Genomic DNA, 21,131 nt, shown 5'->3' with positions numbered 1-21,131 from the left:
GCCCTCTGGAAACCGGTGGCGGCCCCGGCCGTACGGAGGAGGCCGGACATCCCGCGGGGCGCGATGGTCGAAAGGCCGTCCGCGCCCTGCGGCTTCTTCACTTACCGGCTTCGCGGAAATGCGCCAGCCAGGCCTCGATATCACAGCGGACACTGTCCGGGTCGACACCTAAATGCACGGCGATTTCATCCGCGGCCAATTCCGGCTGCCAGCCGCTGCGCTGGAGCGCCAGCCACATCGTCGTGCCACGCGGGCCGCACCGGTGCCGCTTCCCGGTGCGCCGGGAGAACAGCTCCAGATATCCGTCGGGCCGGACCTGCGCGGCCAGCTCGTGGTCAGGCCTCCTGGCCATGAGACTTCCCATCTTTCGTGAATTTCCTCGGACGGCTTCGACCGTACCCGCAGACACGCCCCGGGACACGGGCAGCAACCGGCCCTTTCCCGGGGGACCCAGATATGCGGACCAGGGTGGTGACACCGCGGCACAAAGCTGGCGGGTGCCTGCCGATACCTGCCGTGCCGAGGTAGAGAAACCTCTACCTCGAACCGGCCGGAGAATGCCAATGTGCCGCCGGCGCATCGTTCCTAATCTTGTCCTCAGACACCGCGTGAGAAGCGCGATATCTCATAGGGGAGCCACGTGCACACTTCACACGACCTCCGCCGGGCGGAGGCGGTACGGCTGGACGCCGTGTCGAAGACGTACGGCCGGGGAGACAGCCAGGTGGCTGCGCTCCGGGAGCTCACCATGAGCTTCGCCGACGGCACCTTCACCGCCGTCATGGGCCCCTCCGGGTCGGGCAAGAGCACCTTCCTGCACTGCGCCGCGGGACTGGTCCGGCCCAGTTCCGGCACGGTCACCGTCGGCGGCACCGACCTCGCGGGCCTGGACGACACCCGGCTGACCAAGCTGCGCCGCGACCGGATCGGCTTCATCTTCCAGTCCTTCAACCTGCTGCCCGCGCTGACGGTCATGCAGAACATCACGCTCCCGCTGCAACTCGCCGGGCAGCGGCCCGACAAGGCCCTGATCCGCAACGTCGTACAGCGCGTGGGCCTGGCCGAGCGGCTCGGCCACCTGCCGTCCCAGCTGTCCGGCGGCCAGCAGCAGCGCGTCGCCATCGCCCGCGCCCTGGTCACCCGGCCCGCCGTCGTCTTCGCCGACGAACCCACCGGCGCCCTCGACACCCGCACCGCCGCCTCCGTGCTGGCCCTGCTGCGCGAGTCCGTCGACACCGCCCGCCAGACGCTGGTCATGGTCACCCACGACCCGGTGGCCGCCTCCTACGCCGACCGTGTCGTCTTCCTCGCCGACGGCACCTTCGCCGGCGAACTGCACCGGCCCACGGCCGACGCCGTCGCGGCCCGCATGACCAGGCTCGGCGCCTGGGAGGACGACAGCCACCGGCAGGCCGCGACGCAGCCCTCCGGAGGTCGGTACTGATGTGGCGACTGGCACTGCGCACCCTCAAGTTCCGTAAGGCGAGCTTCATCGCGACCTTCCTCGCCATGTTCCTCGGCGCCGCGATCGTCATCGGCTGCGGCGGCCTGATGGAGACGGGCGTCCGCATGGCGGCCGACCCGCAGCGCCTGCAGGGCGCCCCCGTCGTCGTCACCGGCGAACAGACCCACCGATCCTCCGCCCTGACCGAGCGTCACCGCATCGACCCCGCACTGGTCGGCACGGTGGCCGAGGCCGACGGCGTACGCACGGCCGTCGCCGACGTGTCCTTCCCGGCCACCGTCCTCGAGGACGGCAAACCGGTGACCGGCAAGTCCGGCTCGTACGGCCACGGCTGGGCCGCGGCGCGGCTCACCCCCTATACCCTCGCCGCCGGTAAACCCCCCGTCGCCGGCGGCGAGGTCGTTCTCGACGCGGACCTCGCCCGGCGGGCCGGCGCCCGCGCGGGGTCCTCGGTCGACATCGTCGTCCAGGGCACCACCCGTCGGCTCCGGGTCAGCGGCATCGCCGAGCAGCACGGCGACCGCAACCCCGACGCCGCCGTGTTCTTCACGGACGACCAGGCACGCGGCCTCGCCGGCGGCCGGATCGACTCCATCGGCGTCCTGCCCGAACCGGGCGCCGGCACCGCCGCCGTCGCGGACGCGGTGCGCTCCGCCGTCGGTGACCGCGCCGAGGTGCTCACCGGCGAGCGCCGGGGGCTGGCCGAACTGCCCGGCACCCTCTCCAGCCGGCGCACCGTCGTCATCCTCGCCGCGGTCTTCGGCTCGTCGGTCGTGCTGATCGTCATGTTCGGCGTCGCCTCCACGCTCGGCCTCGCCCTCCAGCAGCGCGCCCGCGAGATGGCCCTGCTGCGCGCCGTCGGCTCCACCCCGCAGCAACTGCGCCGCATGATCCTCGCCGAGACGGCCGTGCTGTCCGTGGCATCCGTGCTGCTCGCCCTGGCACCCGGATACGCCATCGGCCGGCTGCTGTTCGGGGTGCTGACCTCCAGCGGCGTGGTGTCACCGGAGATCGTCTACCACGCCGGCTGGATCCCGATGGCCGTCGGAGCGATCGTCACCGTGCTCGCCGCGGCCGGCGCCACCCGGTTCGCCGGACGACGGGCCGCCCGCACCGAACCGGTCGCCGCCCTGGCCGAATCCACCGCCGGCACCCGCTGGTTCAGCGTGCCCCGGCTGCTGCTCGCCCTGTTCTTCCTCGCCAACGGCATCGGCCTCGCGATCGCCACCGCCACCGTGATGGACGACGGCCCCACCCTCGCCAGCACCGCCGGACCCGCCTCCGTACTGTTCTGCATCGGCCTCGCCCTGCTCGCGCCGGGCATCACCAAGGCCATGGTGGCGCTGCTCCGGCTGCCGATACGCGCCCTCTCCGGACTGTCCGGGCGCCTCGCACTGCGCAACGCCGCCACCGCCAACGTCCGCATGGCGGGCGCCGTGGCACCGATCGTCCTGCTCATCGGCATCGCCACCGGCACCCTCTACATGCAGTCCACCGAGGACCACGTCTCCCGGACCTCCTACGACCGCAACATCCTCGCCGACTACGTCCTCGACTCCACGACCGGCGGATTCGCCCCCGGCACCGTCGACCGGGTGCGCGCCACTCCCGGTGTGGCCGCGGCCTCCGAGTTCGTCACCAGCCGCGGTTTCGTGGACCGGCCCGACGGCCCGGCCGACGTCGACCTGCGCGGCGTCTCCGCCGACGGCGTGCGGCAGAGCCTCGACCTGCCCGTGGTGTCCGGCTCCCTGACCGCCCTGCGCGGCGACACCGTGGCCCTGTCCGACAAAAAGGCCCGCGAGTACGGCGTGCAGGTCGGCGACCGGCTGCCGATGCACCTCGGCGACGGCACCGCCGTACGCCCCACCGTCGTGGCCCTCTACGCCGACAACCCCAAGCAGGAGTACCTGACGCTGCCCGCGCCGGCGCTCGCCCCGCACACCGGGGACGGGCTGCCCCACCAGATCCTGGTCCGCACCGCCTCCGGCAGCGGTACCGAGGTCCACGACCGCCTCGCGGCGCTGGCCGCTTCGGTGCCCGGCACCGAACTGGACGACAGCTCCTCGCTGGCCGGCCGCAACAACCAGATCCAGCAGATCCTGGTGTCCGCCAACTACACCATCGTCGCCATGATCGTGGGGTACGCCGCGATCACCGTCGTCAACACCCTGGTGTCCGTCACCCGGAAACGGCGCGCGGAGTTCGGCCTGCAACAGCTCACCGGCGCCACCCGCGCCCAGGTGCTCGGCATGCTGACCGTCGAGGGCGTGCTGATCGGCATCATCGCCACCGTCCTCGGCACCATCGCCTCCGCGACGACCATCGTCCCCTACAGCCTCGTCAAGAGCGACTCGTACCTGCCCTCCGGATCCATCGGCACCTACCTCGTCATCGTCGGCGGATCGCTGCTGCTGGTGTTCGGCGCCACGCTGCTGCCCTCGTGGCGCGGGATGCGCACCCCCGCCGTGGAGACGGTGCAGGCCGCGTGAGCCACCCCCTGGCCGGGCCGTCCCCGCTCCCCCCGGGCGGGGACGGCCCCTCCATGACCGCGGGGCGGGGATGGGAGCATGAGGGCATGAAGTCTGTGCCGGTCTCCTGGCGCGGCCGGTTCGGCCGCGCCGCCCTGGACACCCTGGTCGGCGTGGCGATCGCCACCGGAGCCCTGCTCTCGGTCGTCCTCTTCGTCACCACCACCTACTTCATCATCCTGTGTCTGATCGGCATCGGCTTCCTCACGCTGCCCTACCTGACCCGGGCGGTGCGCCGGCTGTGCGACCTCAACCGGCGCGCGGCCGCCCGCTACGGCGTTCCGGTGGAGCGGCCCTACCGGCCCGAACCGGAGGAGATCGAGAAGGACATCGTCGGCTGGATGCGCCGCTGCAAGTGGATCCTCGCCGACCCGGCCACCTGGCGGGACCTGCTGTGGCTGCTGCTCAACTGTGCCGTCGGCCTCATCGGTTTCGTGCCGGCCGGACTGCTCTACTACGCGGGGGAGGGACTGTTCCTGGCCGCCGGCCTGTGGCAGCCCCTCGCGGACGGCGGAAGCGGCCGCTGGTACGCCTCCGTCACGGTCGACAGCTGGCCCGCCGCGGCGGCCGCCGGGCTGCTGGCACTCGTCGTACTGACCGGCTGGCTCTTCCTCGGACCAATGGTGCTCAAGGGGCACGCCTACTTCGTCCGCTTCCTGCTCGGCCCGACCCGCCAGGCCCAACTGGCCTCCCGGGTGCAGCACTTGTCCGAGACCCGCTCCGGTGCCCTCGACATCCAGGCCGCCGAGCTGCGCCGGATCGAGCGCGACCTGCACGACGGGGCACAGGCCCGGCTCGTCAGCCTCGGACTGCAACTCGGGGCCGTCGACCGGAAGATGAACCAGGACCCCGAGGAGGCCCGGCGGCTGCTGCGGCAGGCACGCACCTCGTCCGTGCAGGCTCTGCGCGAACTGCGCGACCTGGTCCACGGCATCCACCCGCCGGTCCTCGCCGAACGCGGCCTGTCCGACGCCCTGCGCGCCCTCGGCCTGGCCAGCCCCCTGCACGTCACCGCCGTGGTGGACCTGCCCGGCAGACTGCCCGACCCGGTCGAGTCCGCCGTCTACTTCGCGGTGTCGGAACTGCTCACCAACGCCCTCAAGCACGCCGACGCGCAGCGCGTGGAGATCGTCGCCTGGTACGACGAGGGCATCCTGCACGCCCGGGTCACCGACGACGGCCGTGGTGGCGCAGACCTGTCGGCCGGGAGCGGTCTGGAGGGCATCCGACGGCGGCTGGCATCCTTTGACGGGGTCCTGGAGATCGACAGCCCCCCGGGCGGTCCGACCGTGATGAAGATGGAGCTACCGTGCGCGTTGTCCTCGCCGAAGACCTCTTCCTCCTGAGGCAGGGGATCATCCAACTGCTGGAGGCGTACGAGTTCGAGGTGGTCGCCGCCGTCGACAACGGCACGGACCTCGCCGCCGCGATCACCGAGCACCGGCCCGACGTGGCCATCGTCGACGTACGGCTGCCGCCCACCTTCACCACCGAGGGCCTCCAGGCCGCCCTGCGCGCCCGCCGTGAACAGCCCGGCCTGCCCATCCTCGTGCTCTCCCAGCACGTCGAGCAGATGTACGCGCGGGAACTGCTGGCCGACGGCACCGGCGGCGTCGGCTACCTGCTGAAGGACAGCGTCCTGGACGACGAGCAGTTCATCGACGCCGTACGACGGGTGGCGGCCGGCGGGACGGCCATGGACACCGCCGTGGTCGCCCAGCTGATGACCAGCCACTCCCGGGACGAGCCGCTCGCCGCGCTCACCGGGCGCGAGCGCGAGGTGCTGGAACTCATGGCCGAGGGCTGCTCGAACACGGCGATCGCCCAGCGGCTCACCGTCACCGAGGGCGCGGCGGCCAAGCACATCTCCAACATCTTCACCAAGCTGATGCTGCCGCCGTCGAGCGACAGCAACCGCCGCGTGCTCGCGGTGCTGGCCTATCTCAACGCCTGAGCACCTCCGTTGGGGCCGGTAGGGGTGGCCGGCCGCTCCGGTGCGCACAAGACTTCTGGGGCACGTCCCGCGCCGTGCACCTCAGTCACCGCCCCGAAGGGAACGTCCGCCCCATGACCACGCTCACCGAGCACGACCGCTTGTGGATACGCCGCTACCACCCCCGTCCGGACGCGGCGGCCAGGCTCGTGTGCCTGCCGCACGCGGGCGGCTCGGCGAGCTTCTACCACCGGGTGTCGGCGAGCATGCCGCCGTTCGTGGACGTGCTCGCCGTGCAGTACCCGGGGCGCCAGGACCGGCGGGGCGAGCCGTGCGCCGAGAGCATCGGCGAACTCGCCGAGCAGGTCACCCCCGTACTGCTGCCGTGGACCGACCGCCCCCTGCTCTTCTTCGGCCACAGCATGGGCGCGACCCTGGGTTACGAGGTCGCCCGCCGGCTCGAACGCGACCACGGAGTCGTCCTGCAGGCGCTGTTCGCCTCCGCCCGCCGAGCCCCTTCCTGCCCGCGCGACGAGAGCGTCCATCTGCGTGACGACGACGGACTGGTGGCGGAGATGCGGCAGTTGAGCGGCACGGACGCGGCGATCCTCGACGACGAGGAGCTGATCCGGATGGCCCTGCCCGCGATCCGCGCCGACTACCGGGCCGCCGAGACCTACGTCTACGAGCCGGGCCCGAACCTGCGCTGTCCGGTCGTCGGCCTGGTCGGCGACGACGACCCCAAGGTCACCGTGGACGAGGCACGCGCCTGGTCACGCCACACAGACGCGTCCTTCGACCTCCATGTGTTCCAAGGGGGCCACTTCTACCTGACGGCCCACCAGGACGCGATCCTCGCGCTCCTGGCGAAGCAGGCGGTGCGGTCATGACGGCGGTTCTCGTCACCGGCTGCAGCAGCGGCATCGGCCTGGAGACGGCGCTCGCGTTCGCCCGGCGCGGGGCCCGCGTGCACGCCTGCGTGCGCAACCCCGCCGGCGCGGAGGAACTGCTGCGGCGCGCCCGCGCCGAGGACCTCACCCTCGACGTGCCCCGGCTGGACGTCACCGACGACGCCTCCGTCACCGCCGCCGTCACCGCGGTGCAGGACCGGCACGGACCGGTCGACGTCCTGGTCAACAACGCCGGGATCGACGTCGCCGGACCCGCCGAGACCCTGCCGCTCGACCAGGCGCGCGCCGTCATGGAGACCAACTTCTGGGGCCCGCTGCGCATGGCCCGCGCCGTGCTGCCCGGGATGCGCGCCCGTGGCAGCGGAGTCGTCGTCAACGTCTCGTCCCTCGCGGGCCGGACCTTCGCCGTGCCGCACGGCGGCTTCTACGCGGCGAGCAAGGCCGCCCTGGGCGCGCTCAGCGAGGCCCTGTACGCGGAGGTCCAGCCCTTCGGTATCCGGGTGGTCTGCCTGGAACCGGGCAGCTTCGCCTCCGCCATCCAGCGCAGGCCCGCCGCCGGGCCGGAGCTTGCCGAGACCGACCCGTACCACGCGGACCACGCCTGGCTGGTCCGGTTCCTCGCCCGCGTGGCGGAAGGCGCCGCCGAATGCAGCGAGGCGGCGCAGGCGGTGGTCGCCGCGGCCGGTGACCCCGGCACACCCCTGCACACGGCGGTCGGCGAGGACGCCGAAGCGGCGCAGCGGTTCCTGGCGGGCGTCTCCTACGAGCAGTGGCTGCCGCGCTTCCTCGAACAGGCCGAGTCCCTCGCGGGCCCGCGTCCCCACCGGTCCTGAACGGCTCCGCCCCTCCGGCGGCGGCCCCCGCCCCACCGGTCAGGCGGCCGGTGACCGGCCCGCGCTCTGCTCCCGGTAGCGCCCCGGTGTCGTACCGAACTCCCGCTCGAAGGCGTGGGAGAGCGCATACGGACTGCCGTAGCCGACCCGGCCGGCGATGGTGGCCAGGGTCTGCCGGGTGTCCCGGAGCAGGGCGGCGGCAAGCGTCAGGCGCCACCAGGTGAGATACGTCATCGGCGGACGGCCGACCAGGCTGGTGAACCGGCGTGCCAGGGTGGGGCGGGAGACGCCCGCCTCCGCGGCGAGGCGGTCGTTGGTCCAGGGGGCGGACGGGTCCGAGTGCAGTGCCCGCAGCGCGGTGGCCGTCACCGGGTCGCCCAGTACGCCGGGCCACGCTCCGCTGGTGGCGTCGGTCATCCAGGAGCGGATCATGTAGACGAGGAGGAGGTCGAGCAGGCTCGGGAGCGCGATGCAGGCGCCGGGCCGTCTCGCGTCCAGCTCGCCGGCGAGGAGATCGATGGCCGCGCGCAGTTCCGGGTGGCTGCCCACGCGGTGGGGAAGGTGGACGACGTCGGGCAGTTCCGCCATGAGGGGGTGCAGGCGGCTGCGGTCGAGCCGGTACTTGCCGCACAGCATCTCCGCCGAGCCGCGACCGGCCCGGGCCTGCGGTTCCTTCCCCGCACGCCATTGCTCGAACGGCACCGCCTTCTCCACCGCGGCCGCATCGACGGGGGAATCGGCCAGCACATGGCCTGCGCCATGGGGCAGCAGCACCGCGTCACCCACGCCGAGGGACACCGGGGCGCCGCCGTCGGGCAGCAGCCAGCAACCGCCCTTCAGGACGACGTGGAAGCCCGCACCGGCGTACGGGGCCAGCCGGGCACACCAACTCCCCGCCATGTGCACCCGGTTGGACGAGGGGCGCCCGAGGCGCACGGCGGAGATCGCGTCACTCACCACATCCATCCCCGCAGGATATCCACGACATCGAGAGTGAGACGGACACGTATTCCACTGAGCCGTGCACGCATTGAGGGGATCGCCCGGCGTCCATAGAGTCGAACGCATGACGAACGAGAGTGTGCAGACCATCGTGCTGGGGGATGTCGAGGTCATCCGGGTCGTCGAGTGGCAGGGCCCCTTCGCACCCGTCTCCGGCCTGGTTCCGGAGGCGGGCGCCGACCTGTGGAAGGACAACGAGGCCTGGCTGGCGCCGGACCACTGGGACCCGGACAGCGACCGGGCGACGGTTGCGCTGCAGACCTGGGTCCTGCGCAGCGGTGGGCGCACCGTCCTGGTCGACACCGGGGTGGGCAACGGGCGAGAGCGGCCGGGCTCCCCGGCGTTCCACCACTGGCAGGGAGACTTCCTCGGCCTCCTGGCGCGGGCGGGAGTCCGCCCGCAGGATGTCGACGTCGTCGTCAACACCCACATCCACGGCGACCACGTCGGCTGGAACACCAGGGACGTGGACGGGGAATGGGTGCCGACCTTCCCCCACGCCGAGTACCTCGTCCCGGCCGCCGACGACTTCCACTTCGGTCCGGACAACGCGTACGGCAACGGCCTGCGGGTGGACGACCGACTGATCTACGAGGACAGCATCGCGCCGGTCCACCGCGCCGGGCAGGCCGTGCGGTGGGACGGCTTCCACCGCATCGACGAGCATCTCACCCTCGAGTCCGCCCCCGGCCACACCCCCGGCTCGTCTGTGCTGCGGCTCGCCTCCGGCAGCGACCGGGCCGTCTTCGTCGGGGACCTGCTGCACAGCCCGGTGCAGATCCTCAAGCCCTCCTGCAACAGCTGCTTCTGCCTGGCCCCGGACGAGGCGGCGGCCAGCCGCCGGCGGATCCTCGGGCGGGCCGCGGACGAACGGGAGCTGGTCGTCCCGGCGCACTTCGGCGGCGCCGGCGCCGTGGAGGTCCGGCGGGGGGCCGACGGCTTCACCCTCGGCCCCTGGGCGACGGCCCGCACGGAATAGCGAGCGCCGGCCGCCGGGGGCGACGCCTGTCCGCGGGCAGCCTGCCGCCGCTCCACGGCCGGGCTCGTCCGCCGGGCCCCGGCCGCGGTCCGGCGGGCCCGGATGGTCATGGCGTCGTCACCCGCACACTTTCCTCAAGGATTCAGCCGAGCACGCGGATGGTGCGCGAGGGGCACAGGTCGACGGCCTGGAGGACCTCCCCGCGGAGGTCCTCGGCCGGCGATTCCTGCAGCACGACGACGAGACCGTCGGCGTCCTGGTCGAACACCTCCGGGCTGAGCAGTGCGCACTGGCCGGAGCCCACGCACCGGTCGCGTTCGGTGGTGACACGCATGGGAGGGACTCCGTTCGGGCCGGCCGTCACCACGTGACGGGGAGTTCGTAGACGCCGTAGACCATGGCGTCGTCCTTGAACCGCAGGGTGTCCGGCTCGGCCGCCAGACGCAGCCCGGGGATGCGGCGCAGCAGCGTGCCGTAGACGGCCTCCAGCTCCACCCGGGCCAGGTTGGCGCCGATGCACTGGTGGATGCCGTAGCCGAAGGCGAGGTGGCTGCGGGCCTCCTTGCGGTGGATGTCCAGGGTGCCCGGGTCGGCGAAGACGGACTCGTCGTGGTCGGCGGCGTTGTTGAGGGCGAGGATGCCCTCGCCGGCGCGGATGGTGACGTCGCCGACCTCGATGTCCTCCACCGCGACCCGAGCCGTGCCGGAGTCGGAGATGGAGAAGACGCGGAGCAACTCCTCGATGGCGTTCGGGAGGAGAGCGGGATCGGCCTGCAACGCGGCCATCTGCTCGGGGTGCTGCAGCAGTGCCAGCACGCCGAGGGCGATCATGTTGGCCGTCGTCTCGTGGCCGCCGACCAGCATCAGGCGCGCCATGGTCACCACGTCGGCATGGTCGGCGACCTGCTCGGTGCGGTTCTTCTCCAGGAAACGGCTGATCAGGTCGTCACCCGGGGCGCTCTCCTTGAGGGTGACGAGCTTGTCCAGGTACATGTCCAGGGCCTGCACCGCCGCCCCGTACTCCGCCGGGCTCAGGTCGTGGTTCATCATCGCCGCCGACCACTCCTCGAACTGGGCGTGGTCCTCGTACGGCACGCCGAGCAGCTCGCAGATCACCAGCGAGGGCACCGGCAGTGCGAGCGCGGTGACCAGGTCCACCGGGCCGCCGGCGGCCAGCATGGCGTCCACCTGCTCGTCGACGATCTCCTGGATGCGCGGGCGCATCTTTTTCACCCGCCGGGCGGTGAACTCCGGTATGAGCATGCGTCGTTGGGCGGAGTGCTCGGGCGGGTCCATGTTCAGCATCATCAGCCGGACCTGGGCCAGCAGCTCCTCGGGGATGTGGAACTGGTGCGGATAGCCCGGCAGTTTCAGGTTGGAGCTGACCCGGCTGTCGCCCAGCACCTGCCGGACGTGCTCGTGCCGGGTGACCAGCCAGGTCGGCTTGCCGTTCACCTTCAGCGCGGCGCGCGAGACGGGGTTCCCGGCGCGCAGTTCGGCGTACTCGCGCGGTTCGCTGAACGGACAGGTGCGCCGCATCGGGAACTGCGGAAGCGGCGACCCCGCCTCGGGCGCGGCGTCGGCGGACTGGGTCATGGCTGCCTTTCGGAAGGGGGGCGGTGACGGAAGGGGGCGGTGCGGGGTGTCCGCCGTCACCAGGTGACGGGCAGCTCGTACAGGCCGTAGACGATGGCGTCGTCCTTGAACCGCAGCGCGTCGACCGGGGTGGCCAGGCGCAGTCGGGGGACGCGCCGGAACAGCGTCGTGTAGACGACGTCCAGCTCCATGCGCGCGAGGTTCTGGCCGATGCACTGGTGGACGCCGTAGCCGAAGGCGAGGTGGCTGCGGGCCTCACGCCGCACGTCCAGGCGGTCGGGGTCGGGGAAGACCCGCTCGTCGTGGTTGGCGGCGTTGTTCAGCGGCAGGATGCCGTCGCCGGCCCGGATGGTGACCTCGCCCAGCTCGATGTCCTCCACGGCGACCCGCGCGGTGCCCGCGTCGGAGATGGAGAAGAAGCGCAGCAGCTCCTCCACCGCCTTCGGCATCAGATCCGGCTCCTCGCGTACGGCGGCGAGCTGCTCGGGGTGCTCCAGCAGGGCGAGCACGCCCAGGGCGATCATGTTCGCGGTGGTCTCGTGCCCGGTGACCAGCATCAGCTTGGACATGCTGACGATGTCGGAGTGCTCCACCGCGGGCGCCTGCCGGTTGGACTCGATCAGCCGGCTGATCATGTCGTCGCCCGGTTCGCTCTCCTTGGCGGTGACCAGACCGTCCACGTACCGGTCGAGTTCGTAGTGCGCGCGACCCCGGTCCTCGTCGCTGATGTCGTGGTTCATGATGGCCCACGCCCACTCCTCGAACCGGCCGTGGTCCTCGTAGGGGACCCCGAGCAGTTCGCAGATCACCAGCGAGGGCACCGGCAGGGCGAGGGCGGTGACCAGGTCCACCGGGGAATCCGTGCCCTTGGCGAGCATCTGGTCGATCTGCTGGTCCACGATCTGCTGCACCCGGCCGCGCAGCTCCCGCATCCGGCGGACACTGAACTCCGGTGCCAGCATGCGGCGTTGGACCGTGTGGTCGGGCGGGTCCATGGACAGGAAGGTCAGCGGCACCGACTGGAGCGTCTCCTCCGGCACCGGCACCTGCAGGGGGTACCCGGGCAGCTTCAGGTTCGCGCTGACCCGCTCGTCCCCCAGCAGCTTCTTGTACAGGTCGTGCCGGGTGATCAGCCAGGTCCGCTTGCCGTTGACCTTGAGCCGGGCCCGGGAGACCGGTTCGCTCTCGCGCAGCCCGGCGTAGGCGGCCGGCGGGCTGAAGGGACAGGCCCGCCGCATCGGGAACTCCGGCAGCGCGGCGTCGTCGGCCGGTTCGGCAGGTGCAGTCATCATGTCCTCTTCGGGCGGGAGGGAACGGGACGCGCCGGTGTCGGAGCGGGTCCGGGCTCGGCGCCGGTGCGGCGCTGACGGCCGTCTCCCGCACGCTAGGCAGGCACGGCCGGGGGTCTAAACCCCTAGGCGCCCCTAGGGCTTCGGGGCGTGTCGCCGGATCGGGACGTCCCCCTGGGGCCCCAGTCGCCCGCCCAGCGCCTAGGGGCGGCTAGGGGTCCGGTGGCGGCGCGGGTCCGGTTAGCGTCGGCTGCGGACCACGGCAGATGCACGGATCACCCACCCTCCGGATCTGCGGTCCCGGCCCGGCGTCCTCGTCCAGGCCGCCGCCGCGTCCCGCAGCCGAGCAGAGGTGATCAGCGTGTCCCCGGAAGCCAGCGCGAAGGGCACCGTCCCCTTCGGGGAGTACCGGACCTGGTACCGGGTGACCGGTGAGCCGGGTGCGGGACGCCCAGCGGTCGTCGTCGTGCACGGCGGGCCCGGCAGCACCCACGACTACCTGTTGCCGCTCGCCCGCCTCGCCGAGGACGGCTGGCCCGTCGTCCACTACGACCAGCTCGGCAACGGCGGCTCCACCCACCTGCCCGGCAAGCGCGCAGAGTTCTGGAGCGTCGAGCTGTTCGAGGCCGAACTCACCAACTTGCTGGACCGGTTGGGGATCGCCGACGACTACGTGCTGTTCGGCCAGTCCTGGGGCGGCCCGCTGTGTGCCCGGCACGCCATGCCCGGGCCACCCGGCCTGCGCGCACTGGTGATCGCCAACGCGCCGGCCTCGTACCCGGTCTGGCTGCAGGAGATGGCACGGCTGCGTGCCGCGCTGCCGCCGGACGTGGAGGAGACGCTGCGGCGCCACGAGGCGGCCGGCACGTACGACAGCGAGGAGTACCTGGCCGCGATGCGGGTCTTCTACGACCGTCATGTGTGCCGTGTGACGCCCTGGCCGCGGGACTTCCTGTCCTCCTTCATGGAGATCTACAACGACCCGACCGTCTACTACGCGATGAACGGGCCCAACGAGTTCCATGTCATCGGCTCGCTGAAGGACTGGTCGATCGTCGACGAGCTGGACCGGATCCGCACCCCGACCCTGCTGATCAGCGGCCGTCACGACGAGGCCACACCGGCCGTCGTACAGCCGTACCACGACCGGATCCCCGGGGCCCGCTGGGAGATCTTCGAGGAGTCCAGCCACCTTCCGCACCTGGAGGAACCCGAGCGGTTCTTCGAGGTGATGACCGACTTCCTCAAGAGCCTGTGACCCACGCACCCGTGAGAGGGCATCCCGCCATGGCACACGACACCGCTCTCGTCTTCCCCGGCATGGGCCCCGTCCCGTTCGCCGAGGTGGGCAGGTTCATGGTGGCCAACCCCATCGCCCGGGACCTGGTCGCCGTCGCCGACGAGGCGCTCGGCTACTCGCTCGTGGACGCCTTCCGGACCTTTCCCGGCGACTACTCGGAGGCCGCCCAGGTCGCCTTCTTCGTCAACTGCCTGGCCTGCGCCCACTGGGCCCGGGAGCGCCTCGGCGTGCGGCCCGACATCGTCGCCGGGCCCAGCTTCGGCGAGAAGGCCGCCATCGCTTACACCGGCGCCCTGGAGCTGCCCGACGCGGTCCGCCTGACCGCCGAGATCGCCCGCTGCCTGGAGGAGTACTTCGCCGAGGAGCACACGGACATCGTCACGCTGTCCTTCGTCCGCGCCCCGCGTGACGGGCTCGACGCGATCCTCGCCGAACTGGCCGAGGCGGGGGAGTGGCACGAGATCTCCTGCCACATCGACGACGGCTTCCACATGATCTCGCTCCCCGAGCACCGCGTGCAGTGGATGGAGGAGCGGCTGCGCGCCGTCGGCAGTCTCCCGCTGTACACCATGCGGCCCCCCATGCACGCCTCGGCGTTCCGCTCGCTGCGCGACAAGGCCGAACGCGAGGTGGTCTCCCGCTACTCCTTCGCCGACCCCCGACTGCCCGTCGTCGCCGACCAGGACGGCCGGCTGCTGCACACCGGCGAAGAGCTGCGCACGATGCTGCTCGACGGCTTCGACCACCCGATGAACTGGCCGAGCGTCACCACCGCCCTCAAGGACGCCGGCGCCCGCCGCCTGTGCGTCGCCGGGCCCGACAGCCTCTTCGGCCGGGTGCCCTGCGCAACCCGCAACTTCGACGTCGTCGCCGCACAGCCGCGGCTGGCGATGACCCCCCGGCGCCGCTCGCGCGCCGCCTGACCAGCCCGACTCGTTGGAGGCTCCCATGTTTGACGACCGCTTCGAACACATACTCCGCCCCTTCCTGCCGTTCCTGCCGCCGCAGGAGGAGCTGACCCCGGAATCCGACCTGAGGGACCTCGGCCTGGACTCGCTCGGCACGGTCCAGCTCCTCGGCACCCTGGAGCAGGACTACCAGGTCCGCTTCCGCGACAGCGCGCTGACCATGGACACCTTCCGCACCGCCGGGGTGCTCTGGGACACCGTGCAGGACATGCAGCACACCGCCGCGAGCTGACGGAGCGGCCACCGTGGATCCCACCATGGACGGCACACTGTCCGGCCGGTTCCTGCGCGGCCTGGCCCTCGCCCCCGACCGGCCCGCGCTGCGCGCCGACGCCGTCGACGTCACCTACCGCGAACTGCACGAACGCGCCCTGGTCCTGGCCGGCTCCCTGCTGGCCGGACTGCCCGGCCGCACGCCCGCCGTGGGGGTGCTGGCCGGCAAGGGACCCACGGCGTACGCGGCCCTGCTGGCCGGCCTGTACAGCGGCGTCACCGTCGTACCGCTCCAGCCGGCCTTCCCCGCGGCCCGCACCCGGCAGATGATCGAGGCCGCCGGCGTCGGCGCACTGCTCGCCGACGACGACGCGCTGCCCGCCCTGACCGCGCTGCACGCGGACGGTGTCACCCTGCCGACGCTGTTCGCGCCCGGCGGGCATCCGATGCCGGCGCTCGCCGTCGACCCGGACAGCGCCCTGAAGTCGCCGATGCCCGCAAGGCCCTCCGGGATCGCCTACGTGCTGTTCACCTCCGGCTCCACCGGCCGGCCCAAGGGCGTGCCGGTCACGCACGCCAACACCGCGCACTACTTCCACCTGCTCGATCAGCGCTACGACTTCGGTCCGCACGACGTCTTCTCGCAGACCTTCGACCTCAACTTCGACTGCGCGATGTTCGATCTCTTCTGCGCCTGGGGCGCCGGCGCCGCCGTCGTTCCCGTACCGGCGCGGGCCTACGCGCACCTGCCGGAGTTCGTGGCCGAGCAGGGCATGTCCGTGTGGTTCTCCACGCCCAGCGCGATCACCCTGGTGCGCCGCACCGGCGGGCTCGCGCCGGGCGCGCTGCCGTCGCTGCGGTGGAGCTTCTTCGCGGGGGAGGCGCTCAGCTGCAAGGACGCCGAGGACTGGGCCGCCGCCGCGCCGGGCGCCGTGCTGGAGAACCTGTACGGCCCGACCGAGCTGACCGTCACCATCACCGCGCAGCGCTGGACACCGGGGCGCCACCTCAACGACATGGTGCCCATCGGCGCCGTGCACCCGGGCCACGAGACGCTGCTGCTGGACGCCCGTGGCGTGCCCGCCGACGGCGTCGAGGGTGAGCTGTGCATCGCCGGGCCCCAGCTGACGCCCGGCTACCTCGACCCGGCCGACGACACCGGACGCTTCCTGGAGCACGACGGCCACCGCTTCTACCGCACCGGCGACCGCGTGCGGCGCGCCGACGACGGCGGCTGGCTGTACCTGGGCCGGCAGGACGCACAGGTCCAGGTGCACGGCGTACGGGTGGAGCTGGCCGAGGTGGACGCCGCCGTACGCACCTGCCCGGGCGTCGAGGACGCCGTGACCGTGGCGGTGCCCGTGGACGGCACGGTGGAGCTGGCCGTCTTCCACACCGGCGATCCGGTGCCGCCCGCCCGGCTCGCCCGCCGGCTGCGGGAGCTGCTGCCGGCCGCGGTCGTGCCGCGCGCCTACCACCACCTGGACGCCCTCCCGCTCAACTCCAACCGCAAGACCGATCGCAGGAAGCTCGCCTCCCGGGCCACGGCCATGCGGCAGCCCGCCGGCGCGGGGAGCACACACGAAAGGCGGCAGGAGTCGCAGTGAACGGTCAACCGACAGCGCAGGCCCGCACCGACGCCAGGGTGCACGACCTGCTGGACGAGGCCACCGCCGAGCACCCCGACGCCCCGGCGGTCGCCGACGGCACGGGCCGCTGGACGTACCGGGAACTGGCCGCCCACAGCCACGCCGTCGACGCCTGGCTGGAAGGGCGCGGCATCACCCACGGCGACCGGGTCCTGGTCCAGCTGCCCAGCACCCGCGAACTGGTCGCGCTGATGTACGGCGCCGCCCGCCGCGGAGCCGTCCTGGTCCCCGTCAACACCGGCATGAAGGACTTCCACCTGCGGGCGGTCGTCGAGAACGCGGAGCCCTCGCTGATCGTCGTCACCGACCCCGCCGTGGCCCGGATCGCCGCCCTCGCCGAAGGCGTGCCCGTCCTCGGTCTCGGCGGGGTGTGGGCGGCCGTCACCGCACTGCGGGTGCAGGGGGCCCGGTCCGGCGGGGCCGAGGTCGCCCCCGAGGACCTCGCCGTGCTCGTCTACACCTCCGGCTCGACCGCCGCCCCGAAGGGGGTGATCTGCCCGCACGGCCGCATGGTCTTCGCCACCGAGGCCATCAACCTGGAACTCGGCTACCGGCGCGACGACGTGGTGTTCTGCCGCTTCCCCATCTCCTGGGACTACGGCCTGTACAAGGTGCTGCTCACCGCGGCCGGCCGCAGCGAACTCGTGCTGGCGGACGGCGAGTCGGACCTGGTGCTGCTGCGCCGCATCCGGGAGACCGGCGCCACCGTCGTCCCGGTCGTGCCGTCGCTGGCCACCATGATCGTCGCCCTCGCCGAACGCGAGCCGAGCCGCGAGTCGCGCGTGCGCATGTTCACCAACACCGGTGCCGCGCTGCCCAAGTCCACCGCCGACGGGCTGCGTTCGGCGTTCCCAGGCGCTGAGGTGATCATCCAGTTCGGGCAGACGGAGTGCAAGCGCGTCTCCGTGCTGCCGCCCGCCCACCAGGACGCCAAGCCCGACTCGGTCGGCCGCCCGCTGCCCGGCACCCGCGCCTTCGCCGTGGACGACGACGGCAACCCGCTGCCGCCCTACGAGACCGGCGAGATCGTGGTCGAGGGCCCGCACGTCATGCCCGGCTACTGGCGGGCACCCGAACAGACCGCACGCGCCTTCCGCCCCGCCCCGGGCGGCGGACTCCGGCTGCACACCGGCGACTTCGGCCACGTCGACGAGGACGGCTACCTCTACTACGAGGGCCGCCGCGACGACATGTTCAAGCACAAGGGCGTGCGCATGAGCACCACGGAGATCGAGAGCGCCGCCACCGACGTCCCCGGCGTCCGCGCCGCCGCCGTCCTGCCGCCGGCCGAAGGCCGGGCCCTCGCGGTGTTCGCCGAGGGCGACATCGACCCGCACGCCCTGCTCAAGGAGCTGTCGCTGCGGCTGGAGCCCGCCAAGGTGCCCGGCGTGAGCCGCATCGTCGCCGAGCTGCCGCTGACCCCGCACGGCAAGCACGACCGCAAGCAGCTCGCCCGCCTCCTGGAAGGAACCACCCCGTGACCGGCCCCACCGAGCTGGCCGAGCGCTTCGGCACCCCGTCCTACGTGTACGACCTGGACCGGGTGGCGGCCGCCCGCGACGACCTGTTCGCCGCGCTGCCCGACGAGGTCGAGGTGTTCTACGCCGCCAAGGCCAACCCGCACCCGGAACTGCTGCGCGAACTGCGCTCCGGCGGCGCCCGCGGCTGCCGCGCCGAGATCAGCTCCGTCGGCGAACTCGACGCCGCCCTCCAGGCCGGCTACCCCGGCGACCGGATCCTCTACACGGGTCCCGGCAAGACCACCGAGGAACTGACCGAGGCGCTGAGGCGCGGCGTACGCCTGTTCTCCACCGAGTCCCACGGCGACCTGCGCCGCGTCGGCGAGACCGCCCGGAAGCTCGGCGTCACCGCCGACTGCCTGATCCGGGTCAACAACGCCACCGGCGCCGCGGCCACCAGCATCCGGATGACCGGCGTGCCCTCGCAGTTCGGCTTCGACAGCGAGACGCTGCCCGGCCTCGCCGCCGAACTGCGCGAGGTGCCCGGCACCCGCATCGCCGGGCTGCACTTCTTCCCGCTGAGCAACGCCAAGGACGAGGCGAGCCTGATCGCCGAGTTCCGCCACACCATCGCCACCGCCGCCGCCCTCCAGGAGGCCCTCGGCGTCACGTTCCGCTTCGTCGACATCGGCGGCGGCTTCGCCGCACCCTACGCCGTGCAGGGCCGGCGGCCGGTCTACCGCGAACTGCGCGACGCCCTCGCCGAGTCACTGGACGAGCACTTCCCCGGCTGGCGCAAGGGCGCCCCCCGGATCGCGTGCGAGTCGGGGCGCTACCTGGTCGCCGACAGCGGCACCCTGCTCACCTCCGTCGTCAACGTCAAGGACAGCCGTGGTCAGCGCTACGTCGTCCTCGACGCCGGCATCAACACCTTCGGCGGCATGTCCGGCCTCGGCCGCATCCTGCCCGTGACGGTCGAGCCGCACGAGTCCGTCGGCACGGACGGCACCCCCGCGAGCCTCGCCGGCCCGCTGTGCACCCCGGGCGACCTGCTCGGCCGGAACGTCCCGCTGGCCGACCCGGCACCCGGCGACCTGCTGACCGTGCCCAACGCCGGCTCCTACGGCCCCACCGCCAGCCTGCTGATGTTCCTCGGCAGGCCCGCACCCGCCGAGATCGTCGTCCGCGGCGACGACCTCGTCTCCGTCTCCCGGATCCAGCACATCCGCACATTCGAACCCTCCACCCACGGACAGGCCCTGTGATGAGCCCCTACCCGACCACCCCCGCCCCCGGCGACCAGCCCGTGCTCGTGGCCGGCGGCATCTCCGACTCCCACACCTGGAACCTCGTCTACCTCCAGCTCCTCCTCGAGGAGCACGGGCACCGCGTGGTCAATCTCGGCCCCTGCGTCCCGGAGGAGCTGCTGATCACCGAGGCCCTCGCCCACCGCCCGGCCCTCATCGTCGTCAGCAGCGTCAACGGACACGGCTACCACGACGGCATGCGCACCGTCACCCGGCTGCGCGAGCACCCCGAACTCACCGGCGTACCCGCCGTCATCGGCGGCAAGCTCGGCATCGCCGGACCCTGCGGCAGCGATGAGGTGGCCGCGCTGCGCGCCGCCGGCTACGACGCGGTGTTCGACGACAGCGCCGAAGGTGTCGCCGAGTTCCGGCGGATGCTCGCGACGCTGCCGCAGCGGGCCCTGGTGTGACCGGCGTCGGGTTCGGCGCGTTCGTGCGCCGGGCTCATGACGCCGGCCACCTGGTGGTCCAGCCCCGGATGGGAATGAGCAGCCCGGAGCGGATGCGGGCCGGACTGCTCGCCACCCGGAACACGGCGGCGACCACCGTCGGCACGATCACCCTGGACAGCTACACCCGGGTCGGCGACCTGGAGTCGGCCGAACTGGCCGTCCTGGAGGACGTCGCCCTCAACGGCTATCCCATCGTGAGCCACGACAAGGCCACCACCCGGAAGGTGCTCGACGGGATCCACGGCCCCGACTTCCCGGTCCAGGTCCGGCACGGCTCGGCCGCGCCGCAGGACATCTTCCGGGCGCTGACCGCCGCCGGGCTCGACGCCTCCGAAGGCGGCCCGGTCTCCTACTGCCTGCCCTACGGCCGGGTCCCGCTGCGCGAGTCCGTCGCCCACTGGGCCGCCTCCTGCGAACTGTTCGCCGCTCTGCGCGAGTCCGGCGCCGAACCGCACCTGGAAACCTTCGGCGGCTGCGTCCTCGGCCAGCTCTGCCCGCCCAGCCTGCTCGTCGCCGTCAGCGTCCTGGAAGCGATGTTCTTCCACCGGTACGGCATCCGCAGCATTTCGGTGAGCTATGCCCAGCAGACCGATCCGCGCCAGGACGCCGAAGCGGTGGCAGCGTTGCGCAGCCTGTGCGCGCAGTACCTGCCGGACACCGAGTGGCATGTCGTCGTCTACGCCTATATGGGGCTGTTCCCGGAAACCGAGCAAGGCGCCTACCGGCTGCTCGGAAAAGCGGCAGAACTGACTGTCGCGAGCGGCTCGGAACGGCTGATCGTGAAAACCGTCGCGGAATCCCGCCGTATTCCGACCGTGGCCGAGAACGTCGCCGCCCTCGAACATGCGGCACAGGTCGCCGCACGCACCTCCCGCGCCCCGCTGGAAGGCACCGGTACCCAGCTGTACGCCGAGGCATCGGCCCTGGTGAACGGGGTGCTGGCCCTGGACGACGACCTCGGCGCCGCGCTCCTGACGGCGTTCGGACGGGGATTTCTCGACGTTCCCTACTGTCTGCATCCCGACAACGCGGGATTCAGCCGGAGTTATATCGACGCGGACGGCCGGCTGCGTTGGGCCGACATCGGGAAGATGCCGCTGCGTGGTATCGCCGACGTACGCCCGGCGCAGGCCATCACCTCCGCGGGTCTGCTCGACTCCCTGTCGTACGTGCGCCGTTCGTTCGACAGGTACGACCCCGAGGACGCCCGGCCGGTCAATGTGCCAGCCCCTAGGGGTGCTTAAGG

The 21,131-nt window shown here is 72.2% G+C and carries 20 protein-coding genes; 15 read left to right on the top strand and 5 right to left on the bottom strand.

Going from position 1 to position 21,131, the window contains the following annotated elements; all coding sequences use genetic code 11:
* Window positions 1-97 precede the first annotated feature (97 nt).
* Complete coding sequence (locus tag ACZ4SF_RS14635; RefSeq protein WP_468383260.1) at window positions 98-352, bottom strand: hypothetical protein; 255 nt, start codon at window positions 350-352, stop codon at window positions 98-100.
* Between the two features lie 288 nt (window positions 353-640).
* Between ACZ4SF_RS14635 and ACZ4SF_RS14630 the strand changes: the two genes are divergently transcribed.
* The 6 genes from ACZ4SF_RS14630 to ACZ4SF_RS14605 all read left to right on the top strand — a co-directional run bounded on the left by ACZ4SF_RS14630 (window position 641) and on the right by ACZ4SF_RS14605 (window position 7,670).
* Entirely contained in the window at window positions 641-1,444 is an 804-nt protein-coding gene (locus ACZ4SF_RS14630; RefSeq protein WP_468383257.1) for an ABC transporter ATP-binding protein, read from the top strand.
* The gene (locus tag ACZ4SF_RS14625) at window positions 1,444-3,954 is read left to right on the top strand and encodes an FtsX-like permease family protein (RefSeq protein ID WP_468383254.1); all 2,511 of its coding nucleotides are present in this window, start codon (window positions 1,444-1,446) and stop codon (window positions 3,952-3,954) included. The genes ACZ4SF_RS14630 and ACZ4SF_RS14625 overlap by 1 nt, the downstream gene beginning before the upstream one ends.
* Window positions 3,955-4,040: 86 nt before the next feature.
* Entirely contained in the window at window positions 4,041-5,339 is a 1,299-nt protein-coding gene (locus tag ACZ4SF_RS14620) for a sensor histidine kinase (protein ID WP_468383251.1), read from the top strand.
* Complete coding sequence (locus ACZ4SF_RS14615) at window positions 5,303-5,947, top strand: response regulator transcription factor (RefSeq protein ID WP_468383248.1); 645 nt, start codon at window positions 5,303-5,305, stop codon at window positions 5,945-5,947. The genes ACZ4SF_RS14620 and ACZ4SF_RS14615 overlap by 37 nt, the downstream gene beginning before the upstream one ends.
* 113 nt (window positions 5,948-6,060) lie before the next feature.
* Window positions 6,061-6,816 carry a thioesterase II family protein gene (locus ACZ4SF_RS14610; RefSeq protein ID WP_468383245.1) on the top strand — a complete coding sequence of 252 codons (756 nt, stop codon included), beginning with the start codon at window positions 6,061-6,063 and terminating at the stop codon, window positions 6,814-6,816.
* Window positions 6,813-7,670: an SDR family oxidoreductase gene (locus ACZ4SF_RS14605; protein ID WP_468383242.1), complete on the top strand. Its 858-nt coding sequence runs from the start codon at window positions 6,813-6,815 to the stop codon at window positions 7,668-7,670. Before ACZ4SF_RS14610 ends, ACZ4SF_RS14605 begins: the two co-directional genes overlap by 4 nt.
* 39 nt (window positions 7,671-7,709) lie before the next feature.
* Here ACZ4SF_RS14605 and ACZ4SF_RS14600 read toward each other — a convergent pair whose 3' ends face one another.
* Window positions 7,710-8,636: an AraC family transcriptional regulator gene (locus ACZ4SF_RS14600; RefSeq protein ID WP_468383239.1), complete on the bottom strand. Its 927-nt coding sequence runs from the start codon at window positions 8,634-8,636 to the stop codon at window positions 7,710-7,712.
* A 100-nt stretch (window positions 8,637-8,736) separates the two neighbouring features.
* Here ACZ4SF_RS14600 and ACZ4SF_RS14595 point away from each other — a divergent pair, with 100 nt between their 5' ends.
* Window positions 8,737-9,651, top strand: a complete 915-nt coding sequence (locus ACZ4SF_RS14595) for an MBL fold metallo-hydrolase (RefSeq protein ID WP_468383236.1) — start codon at window positions 8,737-8,739, stop codon at window positions 9,649-9,651.
* Between the two features lie 142 nt (window positions 9,652-9,793).
* Here the strand turns inward: ACZ4SF_RS14595 and ACZ4SF_RS14590 are convergent, their stop codons facing one another.
* The 3 genes from ACZ4SF_RS14590 to ACZ4SF_RS14580 are packed head-to-tail and all read right to left on the bottom strand — an operon-like array spanning window position 9,794 to window position 12,536.
* On the bottom strand, window positions 9,794-9,985 hold the full coding sequence (locus tag ACZ4SF_RS14590; protein ID WP_468383233.1) for a ferredoxin: 192 nt from the start codon (window positions 9,983-9,985) through the stop codon (window positions 9,794-9,796).
* 26 nt (window positions 9,986-10,011) lie between these two features.
* Window positions 10,012-11,247 (bottom strand): cytochrome P450, encoded by a 1,236-nt coding sequence (locus tag ACZ4SF_RS14585; protein ID WP_468383231.1) that lies wholly within the window; start codon window positions 11,245-11,247, stop codon window positions 10,012-10,014.
* A 56-nt stretch (window positions 11,248-11,303) separates the two neighbouring features.
* Window positions 11,304-12,536, bottom strand: coding sequence for a cytochrome P450 (locus ACZ4SF_RS14580; RefSeq protein WP_468383698.1), 1,233 nt, complete (start codon window positions 12,534-12,536; stop codon window positions 11,304-11,306).
* A 361-nt stretch (window positions 12,537-12,897) separates the two neighbouring features.
* Between ACZ4SF_RS14580 and ACZ4SF_RS14575 the strand changes: the two genes are divergently transcribed.
* The 8 genes from ACZ4SF_RS14575 to ACZ4SF_RS14540 are packed head-to-tail and all read left to right on the top strand — an operon-like array spanning window position 12,898 to window position 21,129.
* Window positions 12,898-13,794, top strand: a complete 897-nt coding sequence (locus tag ACZ4SF_RS14575) for a proline iminopeptidase-family hydrolase (protein ID WP_468383228.1) — start codon at window positions 12,898-12,900, stop codon at window positions 13,792-13,794.
* A gap of 29 nt (window positions 13,795-13,823) precedes the next feature.
* Window positions 13,824-14,759: an ACP S-malonyltransferase gene (locus tag ACZ4SF_RS14570; RefSeq protein WP_468383225.1), complete on the top strand. Its 936-nt coding sequence runs from the start codon at window positions 13,824-13,826 to the stop codon at window positions 14,757-14,759.
* A 25-nt stretch (window positions 14,760-14,784) separates the two neighbouring features.
* The gene (locus ACZ4SF_RS14565) at window positions 14,785-15,036 is read left to right on the top strand and encodes a phosphopantetheine-binding protein (RefSeq protein ID WP_468383223.1); all 252 of its coding nucleotides are present in this window, start codon (window positions 14,785-14,787) and stop codon (window positions 15,034-15,036) included.
* A 25-nt stretch (window positions 15,037-15,061) separates the two neighbouring features.
* Window positions 15,062-16,624 (top strand): amino acid adenylation domain-containing protein, encoded by a 1,563-nt coding sequence (locus tag ACZ4SF_RS14560; RefSeq protein ID WP_468383696.1) that lies wholly within the window; start codon window positions 15,062-15,064, stop codon window positions 16,622-16,624.
* Window positions 16,621-18,147: an AMP-binding protein gene (locus tag ACZ4SF_RS14555; protein ID WP_468383221.1), complete on the top strand. Its 1,527-nt coding sequence runs from the start codon at window positions 16,621-16,623 to the stop codon at window positions 18,145-18,147. Before ACZ4SF_RS14560 ends, ACZ4SF_RS14555 begins: the two co-directional genes overlap by 4 nt.
* Window positions 18,144-19,391 carry a type III PLP-dependent enzyme domain-containing protein gene (locus tag ACZ4SF_RS14550; protein ID WP_468383218.1) on the top strand — a complete coding sequence of 416 codons (1,248 nt, stop codon included), beginning with the start codon at window positions 18,144-18,146 and terminating at the stop codon, window positions 19,389-19,391. Before ACZ4SF_RS14555 ends, ACZ4SF_RS14550 begins: the two co-directional genes overlap by 4 nt.
* Complete coding sequence (locus ACZ4SF_RS14545) at window positions 19,391-19,843, top strand: cobalamin B12-binding domain-containing protein (protein WP_468383215.1); 453 nt, start codon at window positions 19,391-19,393, stop codon at window positions 19,841-19,843. Before ACZ4SF_RS14550 ends, ACZ4SF_RS14545 begins: the two co-directional genes overlap by 1 nt.
* Entirely contained in the window at window positions 19,840-21,129 is a 1,290-nt protein-coding gene (locus tag ACZ4SF_RS14540; RefSeq protein ID WP_468383212.1) for a methylaspartate mutase, read from the top strand. The genes ACZ4SF_RS14545 and ACZ4SF_RS14540 overlap by 4 nt, the downstream gene beginning before the upstream one ends.
* Window positions 21,130-21,131 lie beyond the last annotated feature (2 nt).

The organism is Streptomyces sp. NPDC027663, from assembly GCF_055566415.1.
The sequence above is the reverse complement of the archived record's forward strand: the minus strand, read 5'-3'. Positions and strand labels throughout refer to the sequence as shown.

Coding starts and splice junctions, on each gene's coding strand:
- ACZ4SF_RS14600 (WP_468383239.1), bottom strand. CDS start 8,636: ATGGATGTGGTGAGTGACGCGATCTCCGCCGTGCGCCTCGGGCGCCCC.
- ACZ4SF_RS14585 (WP_468383231.1), bottom strand. CDS start 11,247: ATGACCCAGTCCGCCGACGCCGCGCCCGAGGCGGGGTCGCCGCTTCCG.
- ACZ4SF_RS14545 (WP_468383215.1), top strand. CDS start 19,391: ATGAGCCCCTACCCGACCACCCCCGCCCCCGGCGACCAGCCCGTGCTC.
- ACZ4SF_RS14590 (WP_468383233.1), bottom strand. CDS start 9,985: ATGCGTGTCACCACCGAACGCGACCGGTGCGTGGGCTCCGGCCAGTGC.
- ACZ4SF_RS14625 (WP_468383254.1), top strand. CDS start 1,444: ATGTGGCGACTGGCACTGCGCACCCTCAAGTTCCGTAAGGCGAGCTTC.
- ACZ4SF_RS14635 (WP_468383260.1), bottom strand. CDS start 352: ATGGCCAGGAGGCCTGACCACGAGCTGGCCGCGCAGGTCCGGCCCGAC.
- ACZ4SF_RS14560 (WP_468383696.1), top strand. CDS start 15,062: ATGGACGGCACACTGTCCGGCCGGTTCCTGCGCGGCCTGGCCCTCGCC.
- ACZ4SF_RS14610 (WP_468383245.1), top strand. CDS start 6,061: ATGACCACGCTCACCGAGCACGACCGCTTGTGGATACGCCGCTACCAC.
- ACZ4SF_RS14570 (WP_468383225.1), top strand. CDS start 13,824: ATGGCACACGACACCGCTCTCGTCTTCCCCGGCATGGGCCCCGTCCCG.
- ACZ4SF_RS14580 (WP_468383698.1), bottom strand. CDS start 12,536: ATGACTGCACCTGCCGAACCGGCCGACGACGCCGCGCTGCCGGAGTTC.
- ACZ4SF_RS14595 (WP_468383236.1), top strand. CDS start 8,737: ATGACGAACGAGAGTGTGCAGACCATCGTGCTGGGGGATGTCGAGGTC.
- ACZ4SF_RS14605 (WP_468383242.1), top strand. CDS start 6,813: ATGACGGCGGTTCTCGTCACCGGCTGCAGCAGCGGCATCGGCCTGGAG.
- ACZ4SF_RS14620 (WP_468383251.1), top strand. CDS start 4,041: ATGAAGTCTGTGCCGGTCTCCTGGCGCGGCCGGTTCGGCCGCGCCGCC.
- ACZ4SF_RS14565 (WP_468383223.1), top strand. CDS start 14,785: ATGTTTGACGACCGCTTCGAACACATACTCCGCCCCTTCCTGCCGTTC.